Below are 18436 nucleotides of genomic sequence, written 5' to 3' on the forward strand. Positions count from 1 at the left end.
GGCTTGGATCTATGTCAGAAAATCTTATTCCAGTTTATCTGGCGGGCGATCTGGTGTTCCGTCCGGAAGCCCTCGCTCTTTTCGCAAAACTGAAGTCGATCTGTGCAGAGTATGGCCTGGATGGCGTTGCACCTTTTGACGGTCAGGCCGAGGCGCGTCTCCTGCCGCCTGGTCGCGAAACCATTCTTGCGTTTGTCCGTGCAGATCGTGATCTGATGGACCGGTGTGCTGCGGGTCTGTTCTGTATCGATCCGTTCCGCCGTTCCCCGGAGATGGATCCGGGAACGGCTGTGGAAATCGGCTATATGATGGGCCTGGGCAAACCGATGGAAGCCTACACGGTGGACGGCCGTCTTTATTCCGAAAAGGTCGAGGCCTACTGGCGCGATGTCCTGAAACAGGAGCTACGCCAGCGGGAGGAAAGTGATGCGCCTTCCTCAGGCAGTATGGAAGATCCTGACGGCATGCTGGTCCATTCCGAAGGTCTGCTTCAGAATGGAATGGTGGAAGGCTTTATTGGCATGGCCGGTGGGCAGGTTTCCATCCAACGGGATTTCTTTCAGGCCTTCCGGAAGGCGGCTGAGCGCCTTTCCTTGCGGTTGCACGCAAGAGTTTAGACGACTTATCAGTTTTTCGCGTAGATGCCCTGACGGCAGCGTGGCGCCAGACCACAGACATTGCAGACGACGGTCATGGAAGGGTCGTCGTTGAAGGAACAGCTTGACGGACGTTCCAGAGCATACCCCAGCGCCGGAGGTTTTGTCTGGAATGCGGTTACGACCCGCGTCATCCAGTTCTGAAGCTGCTGCGGCAGTTCCTCGTGATGATGAGTCCACCACAGGATGTCATCGGTTGTACGCCCAATCTGCTGTGCAAGCTGGTCGGGAGACCATTGGGTCACTTGCAGAAAATCAGTCAACGTCACACTAGGCACGTTACAGCCTTCCGAAAGTGTAAAACAGAAATGGATGTGTAAAAGACTTCTGTTTTTACGTCAATAAATCATAAAACTCTTTTTGTTTGATAAAGATTATAGTGTTTTTTATTGGTTAACAGCTCCATCATTTTGGTTTCGGTATTTATCTAAGGGTAACATTTATCCCAAAATGATGATGGCGACTGAGCGAAGTCTACACTTTCGCTCCTGACCGAAGCAGTGACGGTTTATTCTTTGTGCGCGACAACAGAAGCGGCTGCTTTGCGTTTCAGGAAGCGCCGCAGTCCGATCTGTCCGACTTTTTCGAGAAGTGGCGTCGTGATGTGCAGCAGCCACGGCATCACCAGACAGGCATGGGCAAAAATGCCGTCTATCCTGGGCAGGAAGATTTCACGCCCCACCCCTTCACTGGTCCGGATAATCATTCTGGCTACATATCGGGCCGACAGGGGCTGATTGACGAAATTCAGGACAGACCCACCGTCCCGCGTTTCCTGCTCGAGCATCCGGGTATCAACAGCGGCAAGAAATATGGATGAAACTCTCAGTGTCCCTGGGCTGAATTCAAGGGCGAGTGAACGCGCAAAGCCTCTGAGGCCGAATTTCGTTGCGCTATATACAGAACTTCCCTGCAAGGGCATCACACCGGCAATGGAATTGACGAACATGACATGCCCATTGGGAGACAATGCGGGGAGCAGTTGACTGGTCATGAGGATGGGCGATGTCAGATTGATTGCCATCTGTTCTTCAAGGCTATGTTGCGTGATATCCTTGGTTGGTTCAGGCTGTATTTTCCCCGCGCAATGAATCAGAAGCCCGATGGGCCGATTCCTGTCCCGGATCGCAGTACTGACAGCCTGAAGATCCGATGGCACTGTCAGATCACAGAAAACAGCTTCAAATCGCCCTTTGCTGCTTGAGATCTGTTCTTCCGCCTTGCGGGGTTGGCGTGTCAGCAAAAGGACATCCCATCCCTGCTCCAGCAGGAGCCCCGCGATTTCACACCCAATTCCACCCGTTCCGCCAGTCATGACGGCAAATGACGGCACCGTTATCCTTTTTCTGAAGGAAAAGGGATTCATGTAATGTGCGAGCAGGTCAGAGTTGGGGGCGTCAGGAAATGCATGATCAACTTTCTGAAAAAGACGGTTGCATCTTCATAACGCGATAACACTTTGCATCCTATGGTTTTCTGGCGCCCTGATCTGGGGAGGGCCGCACCTGTACAGGTGCCGCAATTACAGCGCCGGGCGGGGGCGCACAGAAAGATGTGAGCCTATGATCTTCAGCCAGTCACTGCCGGCACAGACCGTCCAGCAATACGTCCAACGCGGCTCGTACCGGTTCGGGCCCCACCTTATCCTCAAGAAGCTGTCCACTGATCGCCAGCATGGCCAGACCATGTACCTGTGCCCAGCTTGCAGCCACCTGCGCCCTAATGCCGACCTTCCGGAAACTGCCGTCCTCCTGCCCGTCTTCCAGAAGGCGTAGAGGAATTGCGAATGTGTTCATGGCGGCATCATGCAACTGCGGATCTATCGTCTTGTCTGCATCGGAACTGAACATCAGCCGGTAAAGGCCAGGATTGCCGAGTGCAAAATCAATACAGGCCTGGGCTGTTGTGACGAATTGCGCGCGCGTGGAAGGGAAATCCTGGGACATGGCCTCTGCCATACACTCCCCCAGCCTGACGAAACCGATCCGGGCGAGTTCCCGCAGTAGCATCTCGCGATCCTGGAAATGCTTGTAAGGGGCTGCGTGACTGACCCCTGTGCGACGCGCCACTTCCCGGAGCGTGAACGTCCAGTTTTGGTTTGTAGCCAGCATGGCAAGCGCCGTATCGATCAGGGCGCGGCGCAGGTCTCCGTGATGATAGGGGCGATCCTTGGTTTCACTCATTCGTGAGGCTCATGTTTACAGAAGAAACTTTAATTGACGCTGAAGCATTGTGCTCCATATCCTGCCTGTTAAAGTTTCTTCTGTAAACATGGAGGACATCATGTCCGATACTGTTTCCCCGGCCGATCTGTCTCGTTTTCTTGACCGCCAGCGCGCTGCGTTTCTGCGGGATGGGCCCCCTGCCCCGAAACAGCGTCGGGCCGATCTGCGTCGCCTGAAAGCTGAAATTCTCAAACGGCGGACTGATATCGTACGGGCCCTGAAAGCGGATTTCGGCCAGCGGTCAGAGCGGGAAAGTGCCATTGTTGAACTGATTCCGCTGATCCAGTCGATCAATTACATGATCCGACATCTCGGATGCTGGATGAGACCGGAGCGTCGGCACGTTTCCGCCTACTTTCAGTTTGGCCACGCCTGGATAATCCGCCAGCCCGTTGGTGTCGTAGGCATTATAGCACCCTGGAATTATCCGGTTTCCCTTGCTCTCGTGCCGCTGGCAACGGCAATTGCAGCTGGAAACCGGGCCATGCTCAAACCATCGGAATTTACACCGGTGACATCGGCCGTGATCGGCGAAATCGTACGGGCCGTTTTTTCGTCGGAGCGCGTTTCGGTCGTCACGGGAGACGGCGAAGTGGGCGCGGCATTCTCTGCGTTGCCTTTCGACCATCTCTTCTTCACCGGTAGCACTGCGGTTGGAAGGAAGGTTGCTGAGGCAGCGGCTCGCAATCTGACACCCGTTACTCTTGAACTGGGCGGTAAATCGCCCGTGGTGATCGAGCCCGGCTTTTCCAGGAAATGGGTGGCGGATCGCGTGGTATTCGGTAAGCTGACCAATGGTGGGCAGACCTGCATTGCGCCGGATTATGTGCTGGTTCACGAAAACGACCGGGACGCCTTTGCGGCGGCCTATCAGGCAGGCGTGAAAAAGCAGCACCCCCGTGATTACGCCGGCTCCTCCGACTACACTGCCATTCTCAACCAGCATCATTATGAACGGCTGCAGGGCCTGATCGACAATGCTGCGGCACAGGGCGCGCAGGTGATCCGTCTAGGCAGCAATTCAGACGAAGGCCATGTTCTGGCTCCCGTCCTGCTGCTAGATGTGACACCGCAGATGAGCGTCATGCAGGAGGAAATTTTCGGGCCCATCCTGCCAGTCCTCACCTATCGCACACTGGATGAAGCGATTGCTTTCATCAATGAGCGCCCGCGTCCACTGGCTCTGTATTATTTCGGTGATAACCGCGCTGAACGTGACAGGGTTCTCAGGCGTACGGTTTCCGGAAATGTCACCATCAATGGTGTCCTGCTGCATATCGCGCAGGACGATCTGCCCTTCGGAGGCGTGGGAGACAGTGGTATCGGGGCGTATCACGGGAAGGAAGGCTTTATCGCGCTGACTCATCCCCGGGGCATTTACCGGCAAGGGCGCTTCAGTGCCGCGACGTTGCTCAAGCCACCTTTCGACAAACTCACCGATGTCATTACAAATCTGATTTTGCGATAAAAAATGCGAATTCCTCCCTGCACTATCCGCATGGTGGATCTCGGTCGGTGCTGACGCTATCGTCGCTGGAACTGATGTTAAGGGGCGCAGATAAGATGAAGCAGGATGCTGGCGATATTACCGGGTTGCATCACGTCGCCATAATCGCATCTGATTATCAGCGCTCCCGGGCATTTTATGTTGATGTGCTGGGCTTTAAGGTCATCGCTGAAAATTTTCGCGCTGAGCGTAATTCATGGAAGTGCGATCTTCAGGTCGGTGACGCCCAGATTGAGCTCTTTTCTTTTCCGCAGGCTCCACCTCGGGTTTCGCGACCAGAAGCCTGCGGACTGCGCCATCTCGCATTCCGTGTTCAGGATATTGCCCAGGTCGTGCAACGTTTGGATGGGCACGGAATTGTTTCGGAGCCAATTCGCACAGACCCCTATACGGGGCGCCTGTTCACGTTTTTCGCTGATCCGGATGATCTTCCGCTCGAACTCTATGAAATATGAGCGGTCCCTGATTGCGGCCGCCATGGTAAGGCGGCTCTTGGGTGTTAATTATCCAGAGTGAAATTTGCCGTTGTCTTATGATGATGCTCAACCACGGGAACGCCTTTTACGGTCGCGGGGGCATATCGCTGTTGCCGACAGTGATCGAGTGCGCTTGCGTTGAATTCAGGGTTTGTACTGGAAACCACCTGACAGTTCACCGTATGCCCGGTTTTATCAATATCAAACATCATTTTGACCTGGCCCGTGGCATTTTCCCTAACCAGTTTTTCCGGATACACAGGTCCGTTTTTCATAACCTGCGGGGAATTGGATTTCGTTTCCTGGGCGCAGGCTACGCCTGGCGCTGCCAATACAGCTATCAACAATAGAAAATGCTTCAAATTCGCCTCCTGTTCATCGCTCTTCATTCAGGATGATACATTTCCAGCGCTTGTGATAGCCATGGTTACAATTTCCTGACTTGAGTAAACCTCACCCCGTTTCAATGGTGTGTCCATGGCGGAAGAAACCTGCCCAGTGGCCGAATGCGATACTGGTGGGGCTTTGATCGCCGAGGAGGCGGATTCAGTGGCCGGTTTCCGTCATTCTTGGGATCATTCCTGCCGTATGGTTCTGGATCGCGACGCTCTGAAGGCGGAATGGGCTTAATGCTGCGCTCATCAACTGGAATGGACATGATCTGCCCTCCTGCAAAACGATTCAAGCGCTCTGCGAACCCGGGGTTCATCTGAGACAAAAAGAAACCCGGCTTTCACCGGGCTTCTTTCAGTTTATCCGATTGGGAGGTTCCTGCATGGGGGGAGGATCTGTACCCGGTGGCGGATATGGATTGGGTTTTGGCGGTTCGGGTGGCATTGGCGGCGGGGGATTGGGCAACTCACTGGCACTTTGAGGGAAGAGCATCATCATCTCCATTGCCGGGTTGACAATGCCTCAAAGCTGTTTTGGAACGGCGGTTCGGTCGCAGCAAAAAGAAAGCCGGCCGACTGCCCGGTTTGGGACGATGAAGTCCCTTTCGTGGGATCATAGTCCTTTTCAACCTCTTCCTCTTCTTCCGGGGGCTCGTCTATGATCGGGCTCTTGTCGGGATAGGGATCGAAAGGCTCTCTCTCACCTGGAGAACCGGGAGCTTTTGTCGGATTGATGGGTGTGTTGCCGGATTGAGCGAACATGGTCGCCTCCTGTTGTCCGACGACTCAAATCCGCAGTCCGTAACTGGTTCGATATACACAAAAAGAAACCCAATCAGAGTCGGACTGTCAGCCAGTCCGTCTGGCATGAAGATGCTCCTCTTCAAGGATCAGTTTTTCGATCCTTCTGCGCACATGAATGGCTTCTGCATCCGTCACGAAGTTGGGCTCACCGCAGACTCGTGCCTGATCGAGGCAGGGTTCAATGGCATTGAGAACACGCACGTCCTCGGCAATCACCTCCCTGTTCCGGCTGGCATACTGTTCCGAAATATCATCAGAATCCGTGGCAAAATCACGCAGGATGGCGAAATGATAATGCGTGGTCGTATCCGTTTCCGGGGTAATTCCATGAAGGAACTCCAAGTGACCCATACTCTCCTGCGCATGCCCGTCTTCGTCACAGGAAACGATTTCAGACCCGGCTGCCACAACCAGTGAAACTCCAAACAGTTCGGCCCGACTCCTGATCCCCATGGTACGTCCAATCCCGGGAAAGAAAGCAGTCATGGCATCTGCAGTGGGAAAAGCTTTCAGGGGGTGGTGAAAACAGAGACGCGTTGGCTCTTCGAGCATCGCACAGGCCTTTGCCGGACCATCCTCACAGCTCCGACTGCCCAGGCTGGCAGGGTGGGTGAAGCTGATATGTGACTGGTCGAACAGGTTCTCCAGCACGATCTGGGACCGTGCCTCAACATGGCAGGTGCCTGTTCCGAAAAGGAGTTTTTCTGTGTCATGCGAAAAAAGGGAAGCCGTGTCTGGCAGACGGCTCATGTCTGCGGGTGTTTCCAGATCCGCCCAGATCCAGACGAACGGTTTCTGTTCGACGAAAGGGAAAGACTTCAGATCCATGGCTTTGGGAATATGCTTCTGAAAGGGGAGACTGACGCACTGGCCTGATGTCTCAAAAACTGCCCCGTGATAGGGACAGATCAGGCGCTCTCCGTCCTGATGATCTGAGCATAGCGGCATTTGACGGTGTGGGCACAGGGCTTTCAATGCTCGTACGTCCCCGCCTGAAGTCCGCAGCAACAGAATATCCTGCCCAAGCAACCGTCGTCTCAGAGGGGTACTGGTGATCTCCGAACTCCAGCCGGCAATGTACCACTGCTGGCGCGGATAGGGACGTGTAGCGGCGGAAAATGGATAGACCGGCATCATGAGTGGAAACGTCTCCCGAGAATTCTTCCCGGATATCGGAGCGAGATGAACAGAGAGTAAAATCGAGACGTTTTTCCGATGCTGATTCAAAATTTCAGTGAAAATATTATGCTGACTGAACCCTGTTCAGGTCATGGTACAAAAAATCTATGTGTTTGTTCTGTTTCAAATAAAGGATTCACCACGATCATTCGGTGCTTCCTGAGAGCTTGAGCACCAGTAAAGTGCCACAACAAAGCTGGACATCCTGTTTTCCAGGCTTCACTCTTTTCACACAAAGGAGAGCACAGCATGCGACACGATCATGACGATGATGAAAATGGCATCGACGCGGAAATTCAGGAACTGATGTCCGAGCTGCAGAATGATGCAGAACGTCTGAGCACTGCGACCGAAAAATCAGGTGCACCGGATGAGATCAAGCACATGGTTGCGGCGCTGGCCGATAAGATTGATGGGCTGGCTTCGCTGGTTCGGTAAGGAATGGTGGTTTCCTTCGCGACACTTCGATTGCTTTCCCCTCTCGGCATCGTGTCGGTATTTATTGTGCCAACGACCGATGCGAACGAATGAAATCCACGAACGCGCGCAGCGGCGGTGGCAGTTGGCGGCGGCCGGAATAATAAAGCATGGGCCCCGAAAAAGGCGGCGCCCAGTCTTCAAGCACCACTTCCAGCGCACCGCTGCGGATGTGAGGAGCCAGCCAGTCTTCAAACAGACAGACGATACCCAGACCTGACAGAGCAGTTTCAACCAGCAGATCGCAGGCAGATCCAGGTTGGACCAGTAAGGGCCCTGGAGGATCGAGGCGAATAACCTCACCGTTCTTTTCGAACTCCCACATGGCTGGCGCTCCACCGGCGAAACGAAGACGCAGACAGGCGTGTTTTAGTAATTCGCTCGGGTGTTGAGGTCGTCCCTTCGCAGACAGATAGGATGGTGCGGCCGCAGTAAGAACGCGCTGAGTAACTGGCCCGACGGGGACAGCGATCATGTCCTGTTCCAGACGCTCTTCATAACGGATGCCTGCGTCCGCACCAGAAGCAAGAATATCGACAAAACTGTCCTCTACCGTCACGTCCACGCGGATTTGTGGATGAGCGCTCAGGAAAGGTGACAGAATACCCGGCAGCACAGTTCGGGCGACATTGGCCGGCACGTTGAGGCGGATTGTACCCGCAGGCAGGTCGGTTTGTGCATGGACCGTATCGAGTGCGGCGCTGATCTCGGCCAGAGCTGGCGAAAGCCGCTCGAACAGTCGGGCGCCTGTTTCAGTAAGCGAAATGCTGCGTGTGCTGCGGTGAAGCAGGCGTGCGCCAAGGCGGGTTTCCAGCCGGCGCAGAGCTTCGCTCAGGCCGGATGCTGAAAGACCTGAAACACGCGCCGCCTCTCGAAAACCGCCTGCCCGCGCAACCGCAACGAACACTGAAAGATCATCAAGTTCGAAAGACATTGTGCGATTTTCCGTACGGGTCGTTCAGGATTGAACAGCTTATCGATCATTCGAGCGCCGTCCATGTTTGGTGTGCACCCCTTATCAAGGAGATACCAATGAGCAGTCAGGCCAATGCCGGAACCTTTATACTCGGCGACCGCGTTGTGAACCGTATGGGGTACGGGGCGATGCAGCTTGCCGGCCCGGGTGTCTTCGGGCCGCCACGCGATCGCGAAGCCGCTATTGCTGTGTTGCGAGCTGCTGTTGAAGCCGGCGTCAATCATATCGATACCAGCGACTTTTATGGCCCGCATGTCACGAACCAGATTATCCGGGAAGCCCTGCATCCTTATGGCGATGACCTCGTGATCGTGACCAAAGTCGGCGCAGTGCGCGGTGAGGATGCATCATGGCAGCCAGCCCAGAGCGCGGAAGACCTGACCAGAGCCGTGCATGAGAATTTGCGCAATCTGGGGCTGGATCGGCTTGAGGTGGTCAATCTGCGACTGATGGGTGACATCTTCGCGCCCAAAGAAGGCTCGCTGGCAGAACCGTTTTCTGCACTGGCGGCTCTGCGTGAGAAAGGTCTTATCCGTCATCTCGGCCTCAGCAATGCAACGGCCGCCCAGGTGGCTGAAGCGCAGACGATCGCGCCAGTCGTCTGCGTGCAGAATCATTACAATCTCGTCCACAGAAAGGATGATGCGCTGATCGAGGCGCTGGCTTTACAGAGCGTGGCCTATGTGCCGTTCTTTCCCCTGGGTGGGTTCAGCCCCATCCAGTCCGATGCCCTGTCCCGAGCTGCAGCAGATATCGGAGGTACACCGTTACAGGTCGCTTTGGCCTGGCTGTTGGCCCGTTCCCCCAATCTGCTCCTCATCCCGGGAACTTCGAGTCTTCTTCACCTGTCGGAAAACCTGGCAGCAGGAGGGCTGGAACTGCCGGACGATGTTTGCGCGCGCCTTGACGCCATTGCTGCTTAACGGGGGAAATCGGTTTCTTTTGAAGGCCAGTTTGCGTTCTGAGGCATGAAGCGCAACCAGAGCCACCCGATCAGAGCCGACAGGACTGAGCCGGCGAAGATTCCCATCTTCGCCGGGGCCATAAGATCTGACCCGGAAAATGCCAGATTTGCTACAAACAGGCTGATCGTGAAGCCAATGCCGCACAGCAGCGAAAGGCCGAACAGCATTCCGGTTGAGGTGCCGGCTGGAAGCGTGGCGGCCTTCAGGCGGATCGAGAGCACCGTCGCGCCAAAGACCCCGACAGGCTTGCCAACCATCAGTCCCAGCATGATCCCGAGTGGAACAGCTTTCAGCATCATGTCCGATTTCATACCGGCCACTGAAATGCCCACGTTCATGAAGCCAAAAAGTGGGAGGACGATCCAGGTGACGAAGGGCGTGACTGCAGATGAGACCCGATCGAGAGGCGCGGCCCCTCTTGCGTCCCTTGCGGGTAGACACAGGCCGGTGATGACCCCCGCAAGTGTCGGGTGTAGCCCGGAATACGGAAGCGCAGTCCAGAGCAGAACGCCGCCAGCGCCATAAGCCCAGAGTGTTCTGACCCCTGCCCTGTTCGCTCCAATCAATGCGGCCGTAACAAGTATGGCTGCGAGCAGTGCAGGCCAGTACAGAGCGCTGCCATAAAACAGGGCGATCACCACAATCCCCAGTACGTCATCGAATATGGCAAGTGCCATCAGCCAGGCTCGTGCTCCGGGCGAGACACGCCATCCAAGGGCAAGGATGATCGGCAGAGTGAAGGCCGCATCCGTTGCAACTGGAATGGCCCAGCCAGACGTTGCCTCGGGGTGTCCCCATGTCACCAGCAGATACGTCAGTGCTGGCACTACCATCCCGCCCAATGCTCCAATCAGTGGCAGAGCGACGCGACGGAGCGACGAGAGATGTCCGGAGACGATTTCCTTTTTGATTTCGAGAATGACCATCAGAAAGAACAGGGTCATCAGCCCGTCAGAAACCCATGCGTCGACGGTGTCGGGGCCCGGCTTTCCAAGAAAGGGAAATTTCAGCGGGAGTGTCGTCAGGGTTCTATAACCCGCCGCCCAAGGCGAATTGGCCAGAACAAACCCTGCAAGAGACGCGAGCAGGAGAAAGGATGCTCCACCGGCGGAAGATTTCAGGAAACGTCTGACATGGGCAGTGGCCGGAATAAAAGGTGCGGTCATTCTCTGTTGTTGAACGGGATAGCCTTCAACACAAGCTTTCCAAAGAATGAAGTGTAGCAGCTAAAATCGCAGCACATCCCTACCCGCCAGCATCGGCTCGATACGATTAACCCAAATCAGGAGACGGCATGACTCTGTCACAGGTGGGAATATTACGACCTGAGTATGAATAGTGTAGGCTATACCCGGGAAAACGGGCTAAGAGGTTGTTTATATGGGGGAAAATGGCCAAAAACAGCCGGTCAGGATGGTGGGCGCGACAGGGATTGAACCTGTGACCCCTGCCGTGTGAAGGCAGATTAAATCCAGACTTAAATAACTGGAAAATAATCATTTTCTCGGAGCGTTTCGGGTGAGATTGCCTGTTTTTTGCATATAGACTTCACCTTAAGGTTTCCTTCAAGGGTACAGCATTCATCGCTGCACTAGCGTTCCCTGCCCTCCCCTACGTTTAACCCGTGTCATCAGAGAATCATTGACGCGCTCTCTTTTGTTCTCTTTCTGTTCTCGGTATGGAGGCCAGAAACATGAACTACCAAGGCGAGCGCACGACCGGCTTCGCATCCCCCGCAAGCGACAATATCGAAGGCACGATCGACCTGATGTCGGCGGCCCTTGATCTGCGACAGCCCAGCCGGTACCCGGTTCGCGTGGAAGGCGATGCCCTTCTTGGACGCTCCATTCGGCATGGCGACATCCTGGTCGTGGATTCGGCCGTGGCGCCCCGGGCTGGGGTCGTGGTGGTGGCCAGCGTTGGCGACGAGCTCCGGGTCTGTGAGCTGACCCAGCGGGCTGGAGAATGGTGGCTGCGGTCGTCTTCTCCTCAGGCTTCCCCAGTTCAGGTCGATGATGACACGGATGTTGCCATCTGGGCCGTGGCCACCGGCCTAGTCCGAACGGACGTGTGATGCGTGTCTACGGCCTGATCGACGGCAATTCGTTTTACTGCTCCTGCCAGCGCGCGTTTGAGCCTCGTCTGAAGCACAAACCCGTGGTGGTACTCAGCAACAATGACGGATGCGCCATTGCACGGACTCGGGAGGCCAAGGCGCTTGGCGTCAAAATGGGAGATGCCTGGCACATCGCTCGCAAGCGTCCAGAGAGCCAGCCGGTCGTCTGGTACTCCTCGAACTATGCATTGTATGCCGACATGTCGCGGCGAATGTATCAGGTCCTGGCAGAGCGTTTGCCGGCCGTAGAGCCATATTCGATCGACGAGATGTTTCTCGATCTGAGTGACCTTCCCGGAGATCTGCATGAGCGCTGCCGACAGATCCGCCAGGACGTGGCCGAGCACGCGAAGATTCCCACCTGCATCGGATGGGGGCCGACCAAAACGATCGCCAAGGTGGCCAATGGTGTTGCCAAGGATCATGCGGAATTGGACGGTCTATGCGACCTGACCGATCCGGCCGTGCGTCAGGACTGGTATTGCCGCACAAGCATTGATGAAGTCTGGGGTATCGGCCGGCAGACGAAGCAGAAGCTGCTGGGAGCAGGCATCGAGACAATCGCCGAGTTCGTGGCCCTCGATGCAAAAACCGTGCGCCAGATGCTGACAGTCGTGGGCGGCAGGGTTCAGGCGGAACTGCGCGGCCAGTCGTGCCTGCCCCTGTCAGATATCGCGGCCACCCGCAAAAGTATCGCCTCGACCCGGACGTTCGGACGCCTGTTGCTGAAATGGGAGGAGATCCGCGAGGCGATCGCACATTATGCGAACCGAGCTGCGGAGAAACTCCGGAAGGACGAGCTTGAAGCCGCGCACCTCTCCGTGCTGATGCAGACGAATCCGCACAATGGCGATCCCTGGTATGCCAAGCATGCAGCCATCACCATCGAGCCGACGTCAGACGCGCGGGATCTGATCCGGCACGCTACAGCGCTTGGACGTGCCATCTGGCTTCCCGGCTATCGGTATTTCAAGGCTGGCGTGATTCTGTCGGACCTGCGCCCTGCTGGCAGTCAGGGCCTGATGTTCACCTTCAGGGATCCGGCGCAGTCCGCCACGGTCATGGCGGCGCTGGACGCGGTGAATGCGCGCTTTGGAAGCGGCACGCTCCTGCCGGGATCAACGGGACTGAAGAGAACATGGTCGCCGCGACAGTCCCTGTTATCAGGGCGTTATACGACGCGGCTGGAGGAGATTGTGAAAGCAAGGAGTTGGTAAAGGCTGCTGTCACCCTCATTTAGGACGTTTGATTGAGTTTTACCTTTCGAAAAGCAGACGTAGTTTGTAGAAAGGTGACTTAGATTTGGGCGAGCTTGTCTTCAAACCATCCAACTGCTCTACGATGAAGTGCGGTATCAAATACATCAATATTTTTCGCATGAGCATCTGGACGCTCGTTGATTATAGAGGAGTACTTGTCCAGATCGCTCTTGTCACCAAATATACGATCGAACAGAGCCCACTCTTTCTTAATGACCGAAATAAGCTCCAACCAAAACAACTTGGACATTAGATTGTCTAGATCGTAGTTCTGAAGAGCTTTTCGGCGCTTAGCATCAACGCATTTGAGAACTCGGTCTTTCGAATTACCCTTGGATGCGTCGCTCATAGACGAAAAACGAATGAAATTGCCAACAACTCCGCGCAATTTTATCTCAAGAAGGTTTCGGCGTCTTGAAATTATTGCAAGTTCGTCAGCCCACTCCCCATATTCCGTCTGTTTCTCGGCACGTTGGATCGGAACTAGCTGCGTGTCAGCGAGGCCTAGATCGCCTTGTGCCAAGTGCCTTAAGCCGGTAGCCATTATCTCTCCAGTAACACCCGGAGTGTGTCCAGTCGAAACTATGCCGTACTTTTGAAGCACTCTTAGCATTCGTGGCTGAACGCTTGACATTTTTCCTTCTGAACAAGCAATCGCCGGCTCGGTCACTTCTGGAAATACACGGAAAAGATGAGAAAGAGCGACCTCAGACATTGCTGTACCGTCAGTGACAACGAATTCCTTGAGAAAATCACGCACCAGTGTCAGCTGAGGTTCAAATGGTCGAAGACCGATTTCGACTTTTGAGTGAATAAAACTACATGCCTTGCGGATCCAAAACGGCATATCAGCACAAATTTTTGCAATTTCGTCTGCAACTGGGTCAGTGAATATCAAACCAGCGCTTCTACCGAGACGGCGAATCATCGCAGATGCCGCACCCCGAGGAAGAGGACTAAGATATTCCTCTGGGACAAAGGACAAGGCAGCATTTTCGATACCATCTATTGATTCTGCAGAGAACCATTTACTCGAAACACCCGACACGAGAAGCGAGAGGTTTTTTTTATCCATTGCGGACGTTTGATATACTGCTCTGAGGTTTCGCCAAAAAGAATTAAAATCCTTTCGCCAGTGAGAGGCTGTTGGACTAGTCGGCGTCAGGTAGTCAATCTCATCGAAAACGAAAAGAATCTGGCGTGGATGCTGTGTAACAGCATCTCGAAGCCGCTCAGATGCAATCGCTATATCCACGTTATCAGTTATAATGACGAATTTATAATCTAAAACCGTTTCTGCCCGTTCTAAAGACTGGGCAAGAGAGTTGAGAAGCTGTCCGGCAGTTAGTTTAAAGACTGCATCACTTTCTGCGTCAATAAGAAATGTTGAGCATTCGTAATGCTCTCGAACTTCTTGTACTACCCGGTGTAGAATAGAAGTTTTACCAATTTTGCGAATTCCGAAGCAGGACCGTATCTGCCCTGCTTGAAGCTTTTTTGCCAGCTCCTTGGCCTCTTCGCGACGACCGTAGAACTGGAGATCATCTGCGACAGGCCCTGTGACATCGAAAATATCGAATGAGTACAACTCATGTGCAAGCGCTTGAAGAAGAGCATCACCTTCAGGGACAGAGCCATTATAGAAGATGGGCAGTACCGTTAGACCTTGTTCACGTCCCCACTTCTTAAGCTTATTATTCCCACGTCTGTCACAATGAATGATAACAAACATTGAAGAGTCTAGGCGGCCGTTTGATTCCTCAATCAATTCACGGGCTGTCTGAATAGTTCTAGTCTGTTGATCCTCGAACGTAGAGATAAGAATAAGGAGTTCCCGATCGACCGAAAGCGCGGCTTTGACCTTTGCCGATGGCATTGAATAGCAAATGCCGTAGTAACCTTTTTCACGAGTGACTGCAGAGGCTAAGTTAATCTTAAAAATACCCTCGAACATTCTATTCAAGTTGGTACGGATGAAATCGGTCAGTTCCACTGGATTCTCTAACGGTTTCGATTTCATTTTTAAACTCCTGCCACTAGACGTTCATTCTCACATAAATTTCCATCTATATAGCTGAACGTGAAATACGTCGAGTAGCGTCGACGGTAGTTTGGTTTGTTCACTGCGCTTTACATAGGCGAGAAGCGTCTTTTTGATAAGATATCCATCAGACTTGAGACTCAAACGAAAGCTGACCTTCCGCTCCCCTCAATGCCGACATTACTGTCCCTTTTTTAACCCTACAAACGGTCTGATTTTCTTTGCACAACAGGATCGGGCTACTGCGATCAACAATTCACATGCGCGCCCCACGCCGCCTGTTCTGCCTCAATCCGCGTCGCTACCTTCTGCCGCACAACGCCGTTCTGACCAAGCACGGCCTCCGCATAACCGGCCTGTCATCTGGCAGCCATCAGCCTGCAAACTGCAAACCGCCGCTCAAGGCGACGGCTTACTAACCCGCTTATAGGCATGGACCAGTTGCTCCAGGACAAGCGCGCATTGCGCTGAAACCTTCATCCGGGCCCGACCTTCTGAGACACCCGGATAGATCATGCGAGCGATCGCCGAAAAGGACATCTCGCGTGCCAGCATCATTTCCAGACGGAGATGGGCACAAAGGCCGAGCTGATCCTTGATCTGCGATATTCTGGCGGAACAGCGCCCCCGGCCGAGCATCCAGGTATGGACGTCGCCCTTCTCTCTTTCACGGCTGTCGCTTCGTTTCTCAACGACACCAGTCGTGGCGAAAACGTATTCCCGATACCATCGGTTCGCAGCTTCGATCTCTTCATCGCCGATATCCTGCGCATCATACAGCGACTGAACCGTATGGAGTTGGACCGCGATCGAGGGATGGCGCACCTTCGCAGCATCAGACATCGGACAATCCCTCCATGGGATACGGCGGGGCCTCGGCGGACCAGATAGCGCGCCAGCTGATAGGATGTCCGCGACGCAGTGCCTCTTCCCCGGACTCGACGCGAACAGCAGAAATTTCCGGGATATCGCGCCGCATGATAGCCGCCCGCTCTTTCCTCGGTCGCCCAGAACGCCGTCCTGAATGACGGCTTACCGGAGCCGCCGCTAACTGCGCCGCCAGATCCAGCGCTGATACTCTTGCCATTGATTCAGCCTCTTATCCTCAGTTCAGACTGGCAGCCCGAGGGGGTTCTCCAGCCTTCGGGTGCGAAGATGTCGGATCAAGCCCCAGCGTTGCGGCCGCCACCGCTCGATCAGCCCCGGCCGGGATCATCAGGGCCTTGGCGTCGGGCTGGTAAGCGTTTGTGTTCCAGCCCCTGGACTGCGCTAGGGCGGAGACGAACCTATAGAGCAGCGCCACTTTGCTGCCGGCCGCAGGCGGTTTCCAGAACCGTAAGGCCAGAGCGGCCGACGCGATCAGAAAGCTCAGGATCGAGACGAGATCGCCCGCATACTTGGCTGGCAGATACGGCAGGATCGTCTGGAACAGGGAGGTCCAGTCCATTTCAGGTCTCCAGAGATGAAAAAACCGCCTCACAGGCGGCATAAGGGGTCAAACAGACAGAGGATCGGCCTTGAGCACCGATTGCCTGCCCAGGAACACGTCCCGCTCACAGGCGCGGCGTCTGGCGAGCCCCACCAGCTCGACCAGATGGCCGTTGACGGTCGCCTTGTCCCACCGAAGCAGCTCATCGGCCGCGCCGGCATAGTCGCTGGCGTTCAGCTTCCGCAGCAGCGTGGAGCTTTCCACGGCTGGCCCGCCGACATTGTACTGCCAGGACAGCAGGGCAGCCCGCTGGACATCCGAAAGCGGAACCTTGACCAGGCGCGACAGGACCGCGTCACAGACCATGACGGACTGGAGCAGCAGGCTGGCAGCATCGGCCTCGCTGATGGCAGCTGTATGAGCTGTGACAGGCCAGCCGTCCTTCAGCCAGCGGCTGCCATATCCGATCGTCCAGCATCCGGCCGGACAGACATAGGGCTTCGACCTGAAGCCCTCGAAGCCAGGACGCTTCAGGAGGGTCATGGCCAGCACGACAGCAGTTTCATGCATGGTTTTTCCATAAAAAAAGTCGCCCGAAAGCGACTTGCATAAATAAAGTATTGATTTGATGTTATCTGTAATGGATTTTGGTTTTTATGTTTTATTGAAAGCATTCATCAATATTTTTATAAAAAAATTAGCATGTTTGAAATTATTGTTTTCTGGTTTGGATGATTTTTTAATAAATTCTGAACCGTCTCTATGGTTTTTTATTTTATTGTTTAATTCTTTCCGTAGAGAAGCAAGGTCTTTTTGATAAAGGCTTCGGGTTGGGTTTCGAGCGACAGCTTCTTCTTCCAGAGGAAGAGCTTCGGAAAGTCGTCCCTCTGCTCTAAAGGAGAGAGCCATGAGATGGAAATAATCGGCTTCTTCCGGAACGGCCTGCATTAGGTTTTCGAGGATTGTGCGACATTTGATGGTTTCTTTTTTTTCAAGAAGAATGATCGCAAGGCATTTCTGATAAAGAAGATTAGAAGGATCGAGTTCTGTCGCTTTCTGCTCCCAAAATTCTGCCTCTGCGTATTCGCTTCGTTCTTTATGATATTGTGCAAGGTTATGGGCCGGTCCAGCATCTGAGGGACATATCTCAGCCGCTTTCCGGGCGAGAGAAAGTGCCCACTCGGGATGTCTGCAGCGTGCTAAAGCGGAAAGAACTTCATAGTATTTGGCTGATTCCCGGCGGCGCTTTCTTGCGTGATGGCTAAAGGATAATGCATCAAAATTACCATTGATAATTTCTAGAATACCTTTTCCCAGCATGCCGACTTCTGCCAGGTAAACTCCTGCCATGTGACCTGCATAAGGAATGGCAGCTTCAGTAACGGAAGTATCCTGAGAAATTCGCTTTACATGTCTTCGGTCCATGGCATCAAACGGATCGTAAAAAATTATAGTGCATTTGAGAGGCTCAATTGGTCTACGGCGTTCCTGAGAATATGTGAGGTTGACGGTTTCAAGCCATCTACGCTCCTCTGGCATAATCTTAGGATCTACCGAATATTGCGGGGCTATGGCGATAGCCGTGGCATCCAATTTGCCTCCAAACCGGATGGCTGCGTAGCCACCCATACTTGCGCCATAAGTGAAAATTCGATCGTAATTTTGAGAAATTTTGCGGATTTCATCTGGAGGGTTCGAAAAACCTTCTGGATTTGAGGGTTCCTCTGTGATTCCATCTCTCCTGCGTTGATTGGGGATGATGGCAGATGAAGCAGCCGAGTTTCTTTGATGTTGAAGAGCGGCTGGCCCGGTTAAGCGGGCTTGGCGATCAGCTTGAGGCATTTTCCCGGACTGTGGATTTTGAGGTGTTCCGCCCCGATCTGGAGAAGGCTCTGGCCTATTCAGATGGGAGCAAAGGTGGACGACCGCCGTTT

The 18436-nt window shown here is 54.1% G+C and carries 21 protein-coding genes and 2 pseudogenes; 9 read left to right on the forward strand and 14 right to left on the reverse strand.

Annotated features, from left to right (window positions below; genetic code table 11):
• The first annotated feature begins 11 nt into the window (after nucleotides 1-11).
• A complete protein-coding gene (locus tag KP701_RS03045; RefSeq protein WP_215745648.1) occupies nucleotides 12-617 on the forward strand; it encodes a nucleoside 2-deoxyribosyltransferase in 606 nt (201 codons plus the stop codon).
• Between the two features lie 8 nt (nucleotides 618-625).
• Here the strand turns inward: KP701_RS03045 and KP701_RS03050 are convergent, their stop codons facing one another.
• The 3 genes from KP701_RS03050 to KP701_RS03060 form a co-directional block, all read right to left on the reverse strand.
• Nucleotides 626-901: a hypothetical protein gene (locus tag KP701_RS03050; RefSeq protein ID WP_225198013.1), complete on the reverse strand. Its 276-nt coding sequence runs from the start codon at nucleotides 899-901 to the stop codon at nucleotides 626-628.
• A gap of 263 nt (nucleotides 902-1164) precedes the next feature.
• On the reverse strand, nucleotides 1165-1989 hold the full coding sequence (locus KP701_RS03055) for an SDR family NAD(P)-dependent oxidoreductase (RefSeq protein ID WP_371818876.1): 825 nt from the start codon (nucleotides 1987-1989) through the stop codon (nucleotides 1165-1167).
• 244 nt (nucleotides 1990-2233) lie between these two features.
• Nucleotides 2234-2839: a TetR/AcrR family transcriptional regulator gene (locus KP701_RS03060; RefSeq protein WP_215745650.1), complete on the reverse strand. Its 606-nt coding sequence runs from the start codon at nucleotides 2837-2839 to the stop codon at nucleotides 2234-2236.
• Between the two features lie 100 nt (nucleotides 2840-2939).
• Here KP701_RS03060 and KP701_RS03065 point away from each other — a divergent pair, with 100 nt between their 5' ends.
• Both KP701_RS03065 and KP701_RS03070 read left to right on the forward strand, forming a co-directional pair.
• A complete protein-coding gene (locus KP701_RS03065; RefSeq protein WP_371818877.1) occupies nucleotides 2940-4349 on the forward strand; it encodes a coniferyl aldehyde dehydrogenase in 1410 nt (469 codons plus the stop codon).
• A 95-nt stretch (nucleotides 4350-4444) separates the two neighbouring features.
• On the forward strand, nucleotides 4445-4843 hold the full coding sequence (locus KP701_RS03070) for a VOC family protein (protein WP_215745652.1): 399 nt from the start codon (nucleotides 4445-4447) through the stop codon (nucleotides 4841-4843).
• 44 nt (nucleotides 4844-4887) lie between these two features.
• Here KP701_RS03070 and KP701_RS03075 read toward each other — a convergent pair whose 3' ends face one another.
• The 4 genes and pseudogenes from KP701_RS03075 to KP701_RS16235 all read right to left on the reverse strand — a co-directional run.
• Nucleotides 4888-5253 carry an energy transducer TonB gene (locus tag KP701_RS03075; RefSeq protein WP_215745653.1) on the reverse strand — a complete coding sequence of 122 codons (366 nt, stop codon included), beginning with the start codon at nucleotides 5251-5253 and terminating at the stop codon, nucleotides 4888-4890.
• 498 nt (nucleotides 5254-5751) lie between these two features.
• Complete coding sequence (locus tag KP701_RS03080) at nucleotides 5752-6018, reverse strand: hypothetical protein (RefSeq protein WP_215745687.1); 267 nt, start codon at nucleotides 6016-6018, stop codon at nucleotides 5752-5754.
• Nucleotides 6019-6105: 87 nt separating this feature from the next.
• On the reverse strand, nucleotides 6106-6888 hold the full coding sequence (locus KP701_RS03085) for an aromatic ring-hydroxylating dioxygenase subunit alpha (protein WP_252345367.1): 783 nt from the start codon (nucleotides 6886-6888) through the stop codon (nucleotides 6106-6108).
• A gap of 18 nt (nucleotides 6889-6906) precedes the next feature.
• Nucleotides 6907-7197 (reverse strand): annotated as a pseudogene (locus KP701_RS16235) (Rieske 2Fe-2S domain-containing protein); the annotation flags it as partial.
• Nucleotides 7198-7488: 291 nt separating this feature from the next.
• Between KP701_RS16235 and KP701_RS03090 the strand changes: the two are divergent.
• Nucleotides 7489-7677 (forward strand): hypothetical protein, encoded by a 189-nt coding sequence (locus KP701_RS03090; protein ID WP_215745655.1) that lies wholly within the window; start codon nucleotides 7489-7491, stop codon nucleotides 7675-7677.
• A 61-nt stretch (nucleotides 7678-7738) separates the two neighbouring features.
• Here the strand turns inward: KP701_RS03090 and KP701_RS03095 are convergent, their stop codons facing one another.
• Nucleotides 7739-8650, reverse strand: a complete 912-nt coding sequence (locus KP701_RS03095; RefSeq protein ID WP_215745656.1) for a LysR family transcriptional regulator — start codon at nucleotides 8648-8650, stop codon at nucleotides 7739-7741.
• A gap of 98 nt (nucleotides 8651-8748) precedes the next feature.
• Here KP701_RS03095 and KP701_RS03100 point away from each other — a divergent pair, with 98 nt between their 5' ends.
• Nucleotides 8749-9615, forward strand: coding sequence for an aldo/keto reductase family oxidoreductase (locus KP701_RS03100; RefSeq protein ID WP_215745657.1), 867 nt, complete (start codon nucleotides 8749-8751; stop codon nucleotides 9613-9615).
• Here KP701_RS03100 and nhaA read toward each other — a convergent pair.
• Nucleotides 9612-10823: a Na+/H+ antiporter NhaA gene (gene nhaA / locus KP701_RS03105; protein WP_215745658.1), complete on the reverse strand. Its 1212-nt coding sequence runs from the start codon at nucleotides 10821-10823 to the stop codon at nucleotides 9612-9614. The genes KP701_RS03100 and nhaA overlap by 4 nt on opposite strands.
• Before the next feature lie 527 nt (nucleotides 10824-11350).
• Here nhaA and KP701_RS03110 point away from each other — a divergent pair.
• Together KP701_RS03110 and KP701_RS03115 are read left to right on the forward strand one after the other, a co-directional pair.
• Nucleotides 11351-11731, forward strand: a complete 381-nt coding sequence (locus tag KP701_RS03110; protein ID WP_215745659.1) for a LexA family transcriptional regulator — start codon at nucleotides 11351-11353, stop codon at nucleotides 11729-11731.
• Complete coding sequence (locus KP701_RS03115; RefSeq protein WP_215745660.1) at nucleotides 11731-12990, forward strand: Y-family DNA polymerase; 1260 nt, start codon at nucleotides 11731-11733, stop codon at nucleotides 12988-12990. The genes KP701_RS03110 and KP701_RS03115 overlap by 1 nt, the downstream gene beginning before the upstream one ends.
• A 79-nt stretch (nucleotides 12991-13069) precedes the next feature.
• Here the strand turns inward: KP701_RS03115 and KP701_RS03120 are convergent, their stop codons facing one another.
• A complete protein-coding gene (locus KP701_RS03120) occupies nucleotides 13070-15052 on the reverse strand; it encodes an ATP-binding protein (RefSeq protein WP_215745661.1) in 1983 nt (660 codons plus the stop codon).
• Nucleotides 15053-15333: 281 nt separating this feature from the next.
• Here KP701_RS03120 and KP701_RS03125 point away from each other — a divergent pair, with 281 nt between their 5' ends.
• Nucleotides 15334-15492, forward strand: a complete 159-nt coding sequence (locus tag KP701_RS03125) for a hypothetical protein (RefSeq protein ID WP_215745662.1) — start codon at nucleotides 15334-15336, stop codon at nucleotides 15490-15492.
• On the opposite strand, the gene KP701_RS03130 is transcribed toward KP701_RS03125, so the two are convergent.
• The 4 genes from KP701_RS03130 to KP701_RS03145 all read right to left on the reverse strand — a co-directional run bounded on the left by KP701_RS03130 (nucleotide 15473) and on the right by KP701_RS03145 (nucleotide 18131).
• Nucleotides 15473-15916, reverse strand: coding sequence for a hypothetical protein (locus tag KP701_RS03130; RefSeq protein ID WP_215745663.1), 444 nt, complete (start codon nucleotides 15914-15916; stop codon nucleotides 15473-15475). The two genes, KP701_RS03125 and KP701_RS03130, sit on opposite strands and share 20 nt — an antisense overlap.
• 262 nt (nucleotides 15917-16178) lie before the next feature.
• The gene (locus tag KP701_RS03135; protein WP_215745664.1) at nucleotides 16179-16520 is read right to left on the reverse strand and encodes a hypothetical protein; all 342 of its coding nucleotides are present in this window, start codon (nucleotides 16518-16520) and stop codon (nucleotides 16179-16181) included.
• Between the two features lie 48 nt (nucleotides 16521-16568).
• Nucleotides 16569-17072: a lysozyme gene (locus KP701_RS03140; protein ID WP_215745665.1), complete on the reverse strand. Its 504-nt coding sequence runs from the start codon at nucleotides 17070-17072 to the stop codon at nucleotides 16569-16571.
• Nucleotides 17073-17156: 84 nt separating this feature from the next.
• On the reverse strand, nucleotides 17157-18131 hold the full coding sequence (locus KP701_RS03145) for a lipopolysaccharide assembly protein LapB (RefSeq protein ID WP_215745666.1): 975 nt from the start codon (nucleotides 18129-18131) through the stop codon (nucleotides 17157-17159).
• Between the two features lie 137 nt (nucleotides 18132-18268).
• On the opposite strand from KP701_RS03145, the pseudogene KP701_RS03150 reads away from it, so the two are divergent.
• A pseudogene (locus tag KP701_RS03150) lies at nucleotides 18269-18436 on the forward strand (IS5/IS1182 family transposase); the annotation flags it as partial.

Source organism: Gluconobacter sp. P1C6_b (assembly GCF_018811945.1).
Classification (GTDB): Bacteria; Pseudomonadota; Alphaproteobacteria; order Acetobacterales; family Acetobacteraceae; genus Gluconobacter.

Coding starts and splice junctions, on each gene's coding strand:
- KP701_RS03045 (WP_215745648.1), top strand. CDS start 12: ATGTCAGAAAATCTTATTCCAGTTTATCTGGCGGGCGATCTGGTGTTC.
- KP701_RS03060 (WP_215745650.1), bottom strand. CDS start 2,839: ATGAGTGAAACCAAGGATCGCCCCTATCATCACGGAGACCTGCGCCGC.
- KP701_RS03065 (WP_371818877.1), top strand. CDS start 2,940: ATGTCCGATACTGTTTCCCCGGCCGATCTGTCTCGTTTTCTTGACCGC.
- KP701_RS03070 (WP_215745652.1), top strand. CDS start 4,445: ATGAAGCAGGATGCTGGCGATATTACCGGGTTGCATCACGTCGCCATA.
- KP701_RS03075 (WP_215745653.1), bottom strand. CDS start 5,253: ATGAAGAGCGATGAACAGGAGGCGAATTTGAAGCATTTTCTATTGTTG.
- KP701_RS03080 (WP_215745687.1), bottom strand. CDS start 6,018: ATGTTCGCTCAATCCGGCAACACACCCATCAATCCGACAAAAGCTCCC.
- KP701_RS03085 (WP_252345367.1), bottom strand. CDS start 6,888: ATGGATCTGAAGTCTTTCCCTTTCGTCGAACAGAAACCGTTCGTCTGG.
- KP701_RS03090 (WP_215745655.1), top strand. CDS start 7,489: ATGCGACACGATCATGACGATGATGAAAATGGCATCGACGCGGAAATT.
- KP701_RS03095 (WP_215745656.1), bottom strand. CDS start 8,650: ATGTCTTTCGAACTTGATGATCTTTCAGTGTTCGTTGCGGTTGCGCGG.
- KP701_RS03100 (WP_215745657.1), top strand. CDS start 8,749: ATGAGCAGTCAGGCCAATGCCGGAACCTTTATACTCGGCGACCGCGTT.
- nhaA (WP_215745658.1), bottom strand. CDS start 10,823: ATGACCGCACCTTTTATTCCGGCCACTGCCCATGTCAGACGTTTCCTG.
- KP701_RS03110 (WP_215745659.1), top strand. CDS start 11,351: ATGAACTACCAAGGCGAGCGCACGACCGGCTTCGCATCCCCCGCAAGC.
- KP701_RS03115 (WP_215745660.1), top strand. CDS start 11,731: ATGCGTGTCTACGGCCTGATCGACGGCAATTCGTTTTACTGCTCCTGC.
- KP701_RS03120 (WP_215745661.1), bottom strand. CDS start 15,052: ATGAAATCGAAACCGTTAGAGAATCCAGTGGAACTGACCGATTTCATC.
- KP701_RS03125 (WP_215745662.1), top strand. CDS start 15,334: ATGCGCGCCCCACGCCGCCTGTTCTGCCTCAATCCGCGTCGCTACCTT.
- KP701_RS03130 (WP_215745663.1), bottom strand. CDS start 15,916: ATGTCTGATGCTGCGAAGGTGCGCCATCCCTCGATCGCGGTCCAACTC.
- KP701_RS03135 (WP_215745664.1), bottom strand. CDS start 16,520: ATGGACTGGACCTCCCTGTTCCAGACGATCCTGCCGTATCTGCCAGCC.
- KP701_RS03140 (WP_215745665.1), bottom strand. CDS start 17,072: ATGCATGAAACTGCTGTCGTGCTGGCCATGACCCTCCTGAAGCGTCCT.
- KP701_RS03145 (WP_215745666.1), bottom strand. CDS start 18,131: ATGGGTGGCTACGCAGCCATCCGGTTTGGAGGCAAATTGGATGCCACG.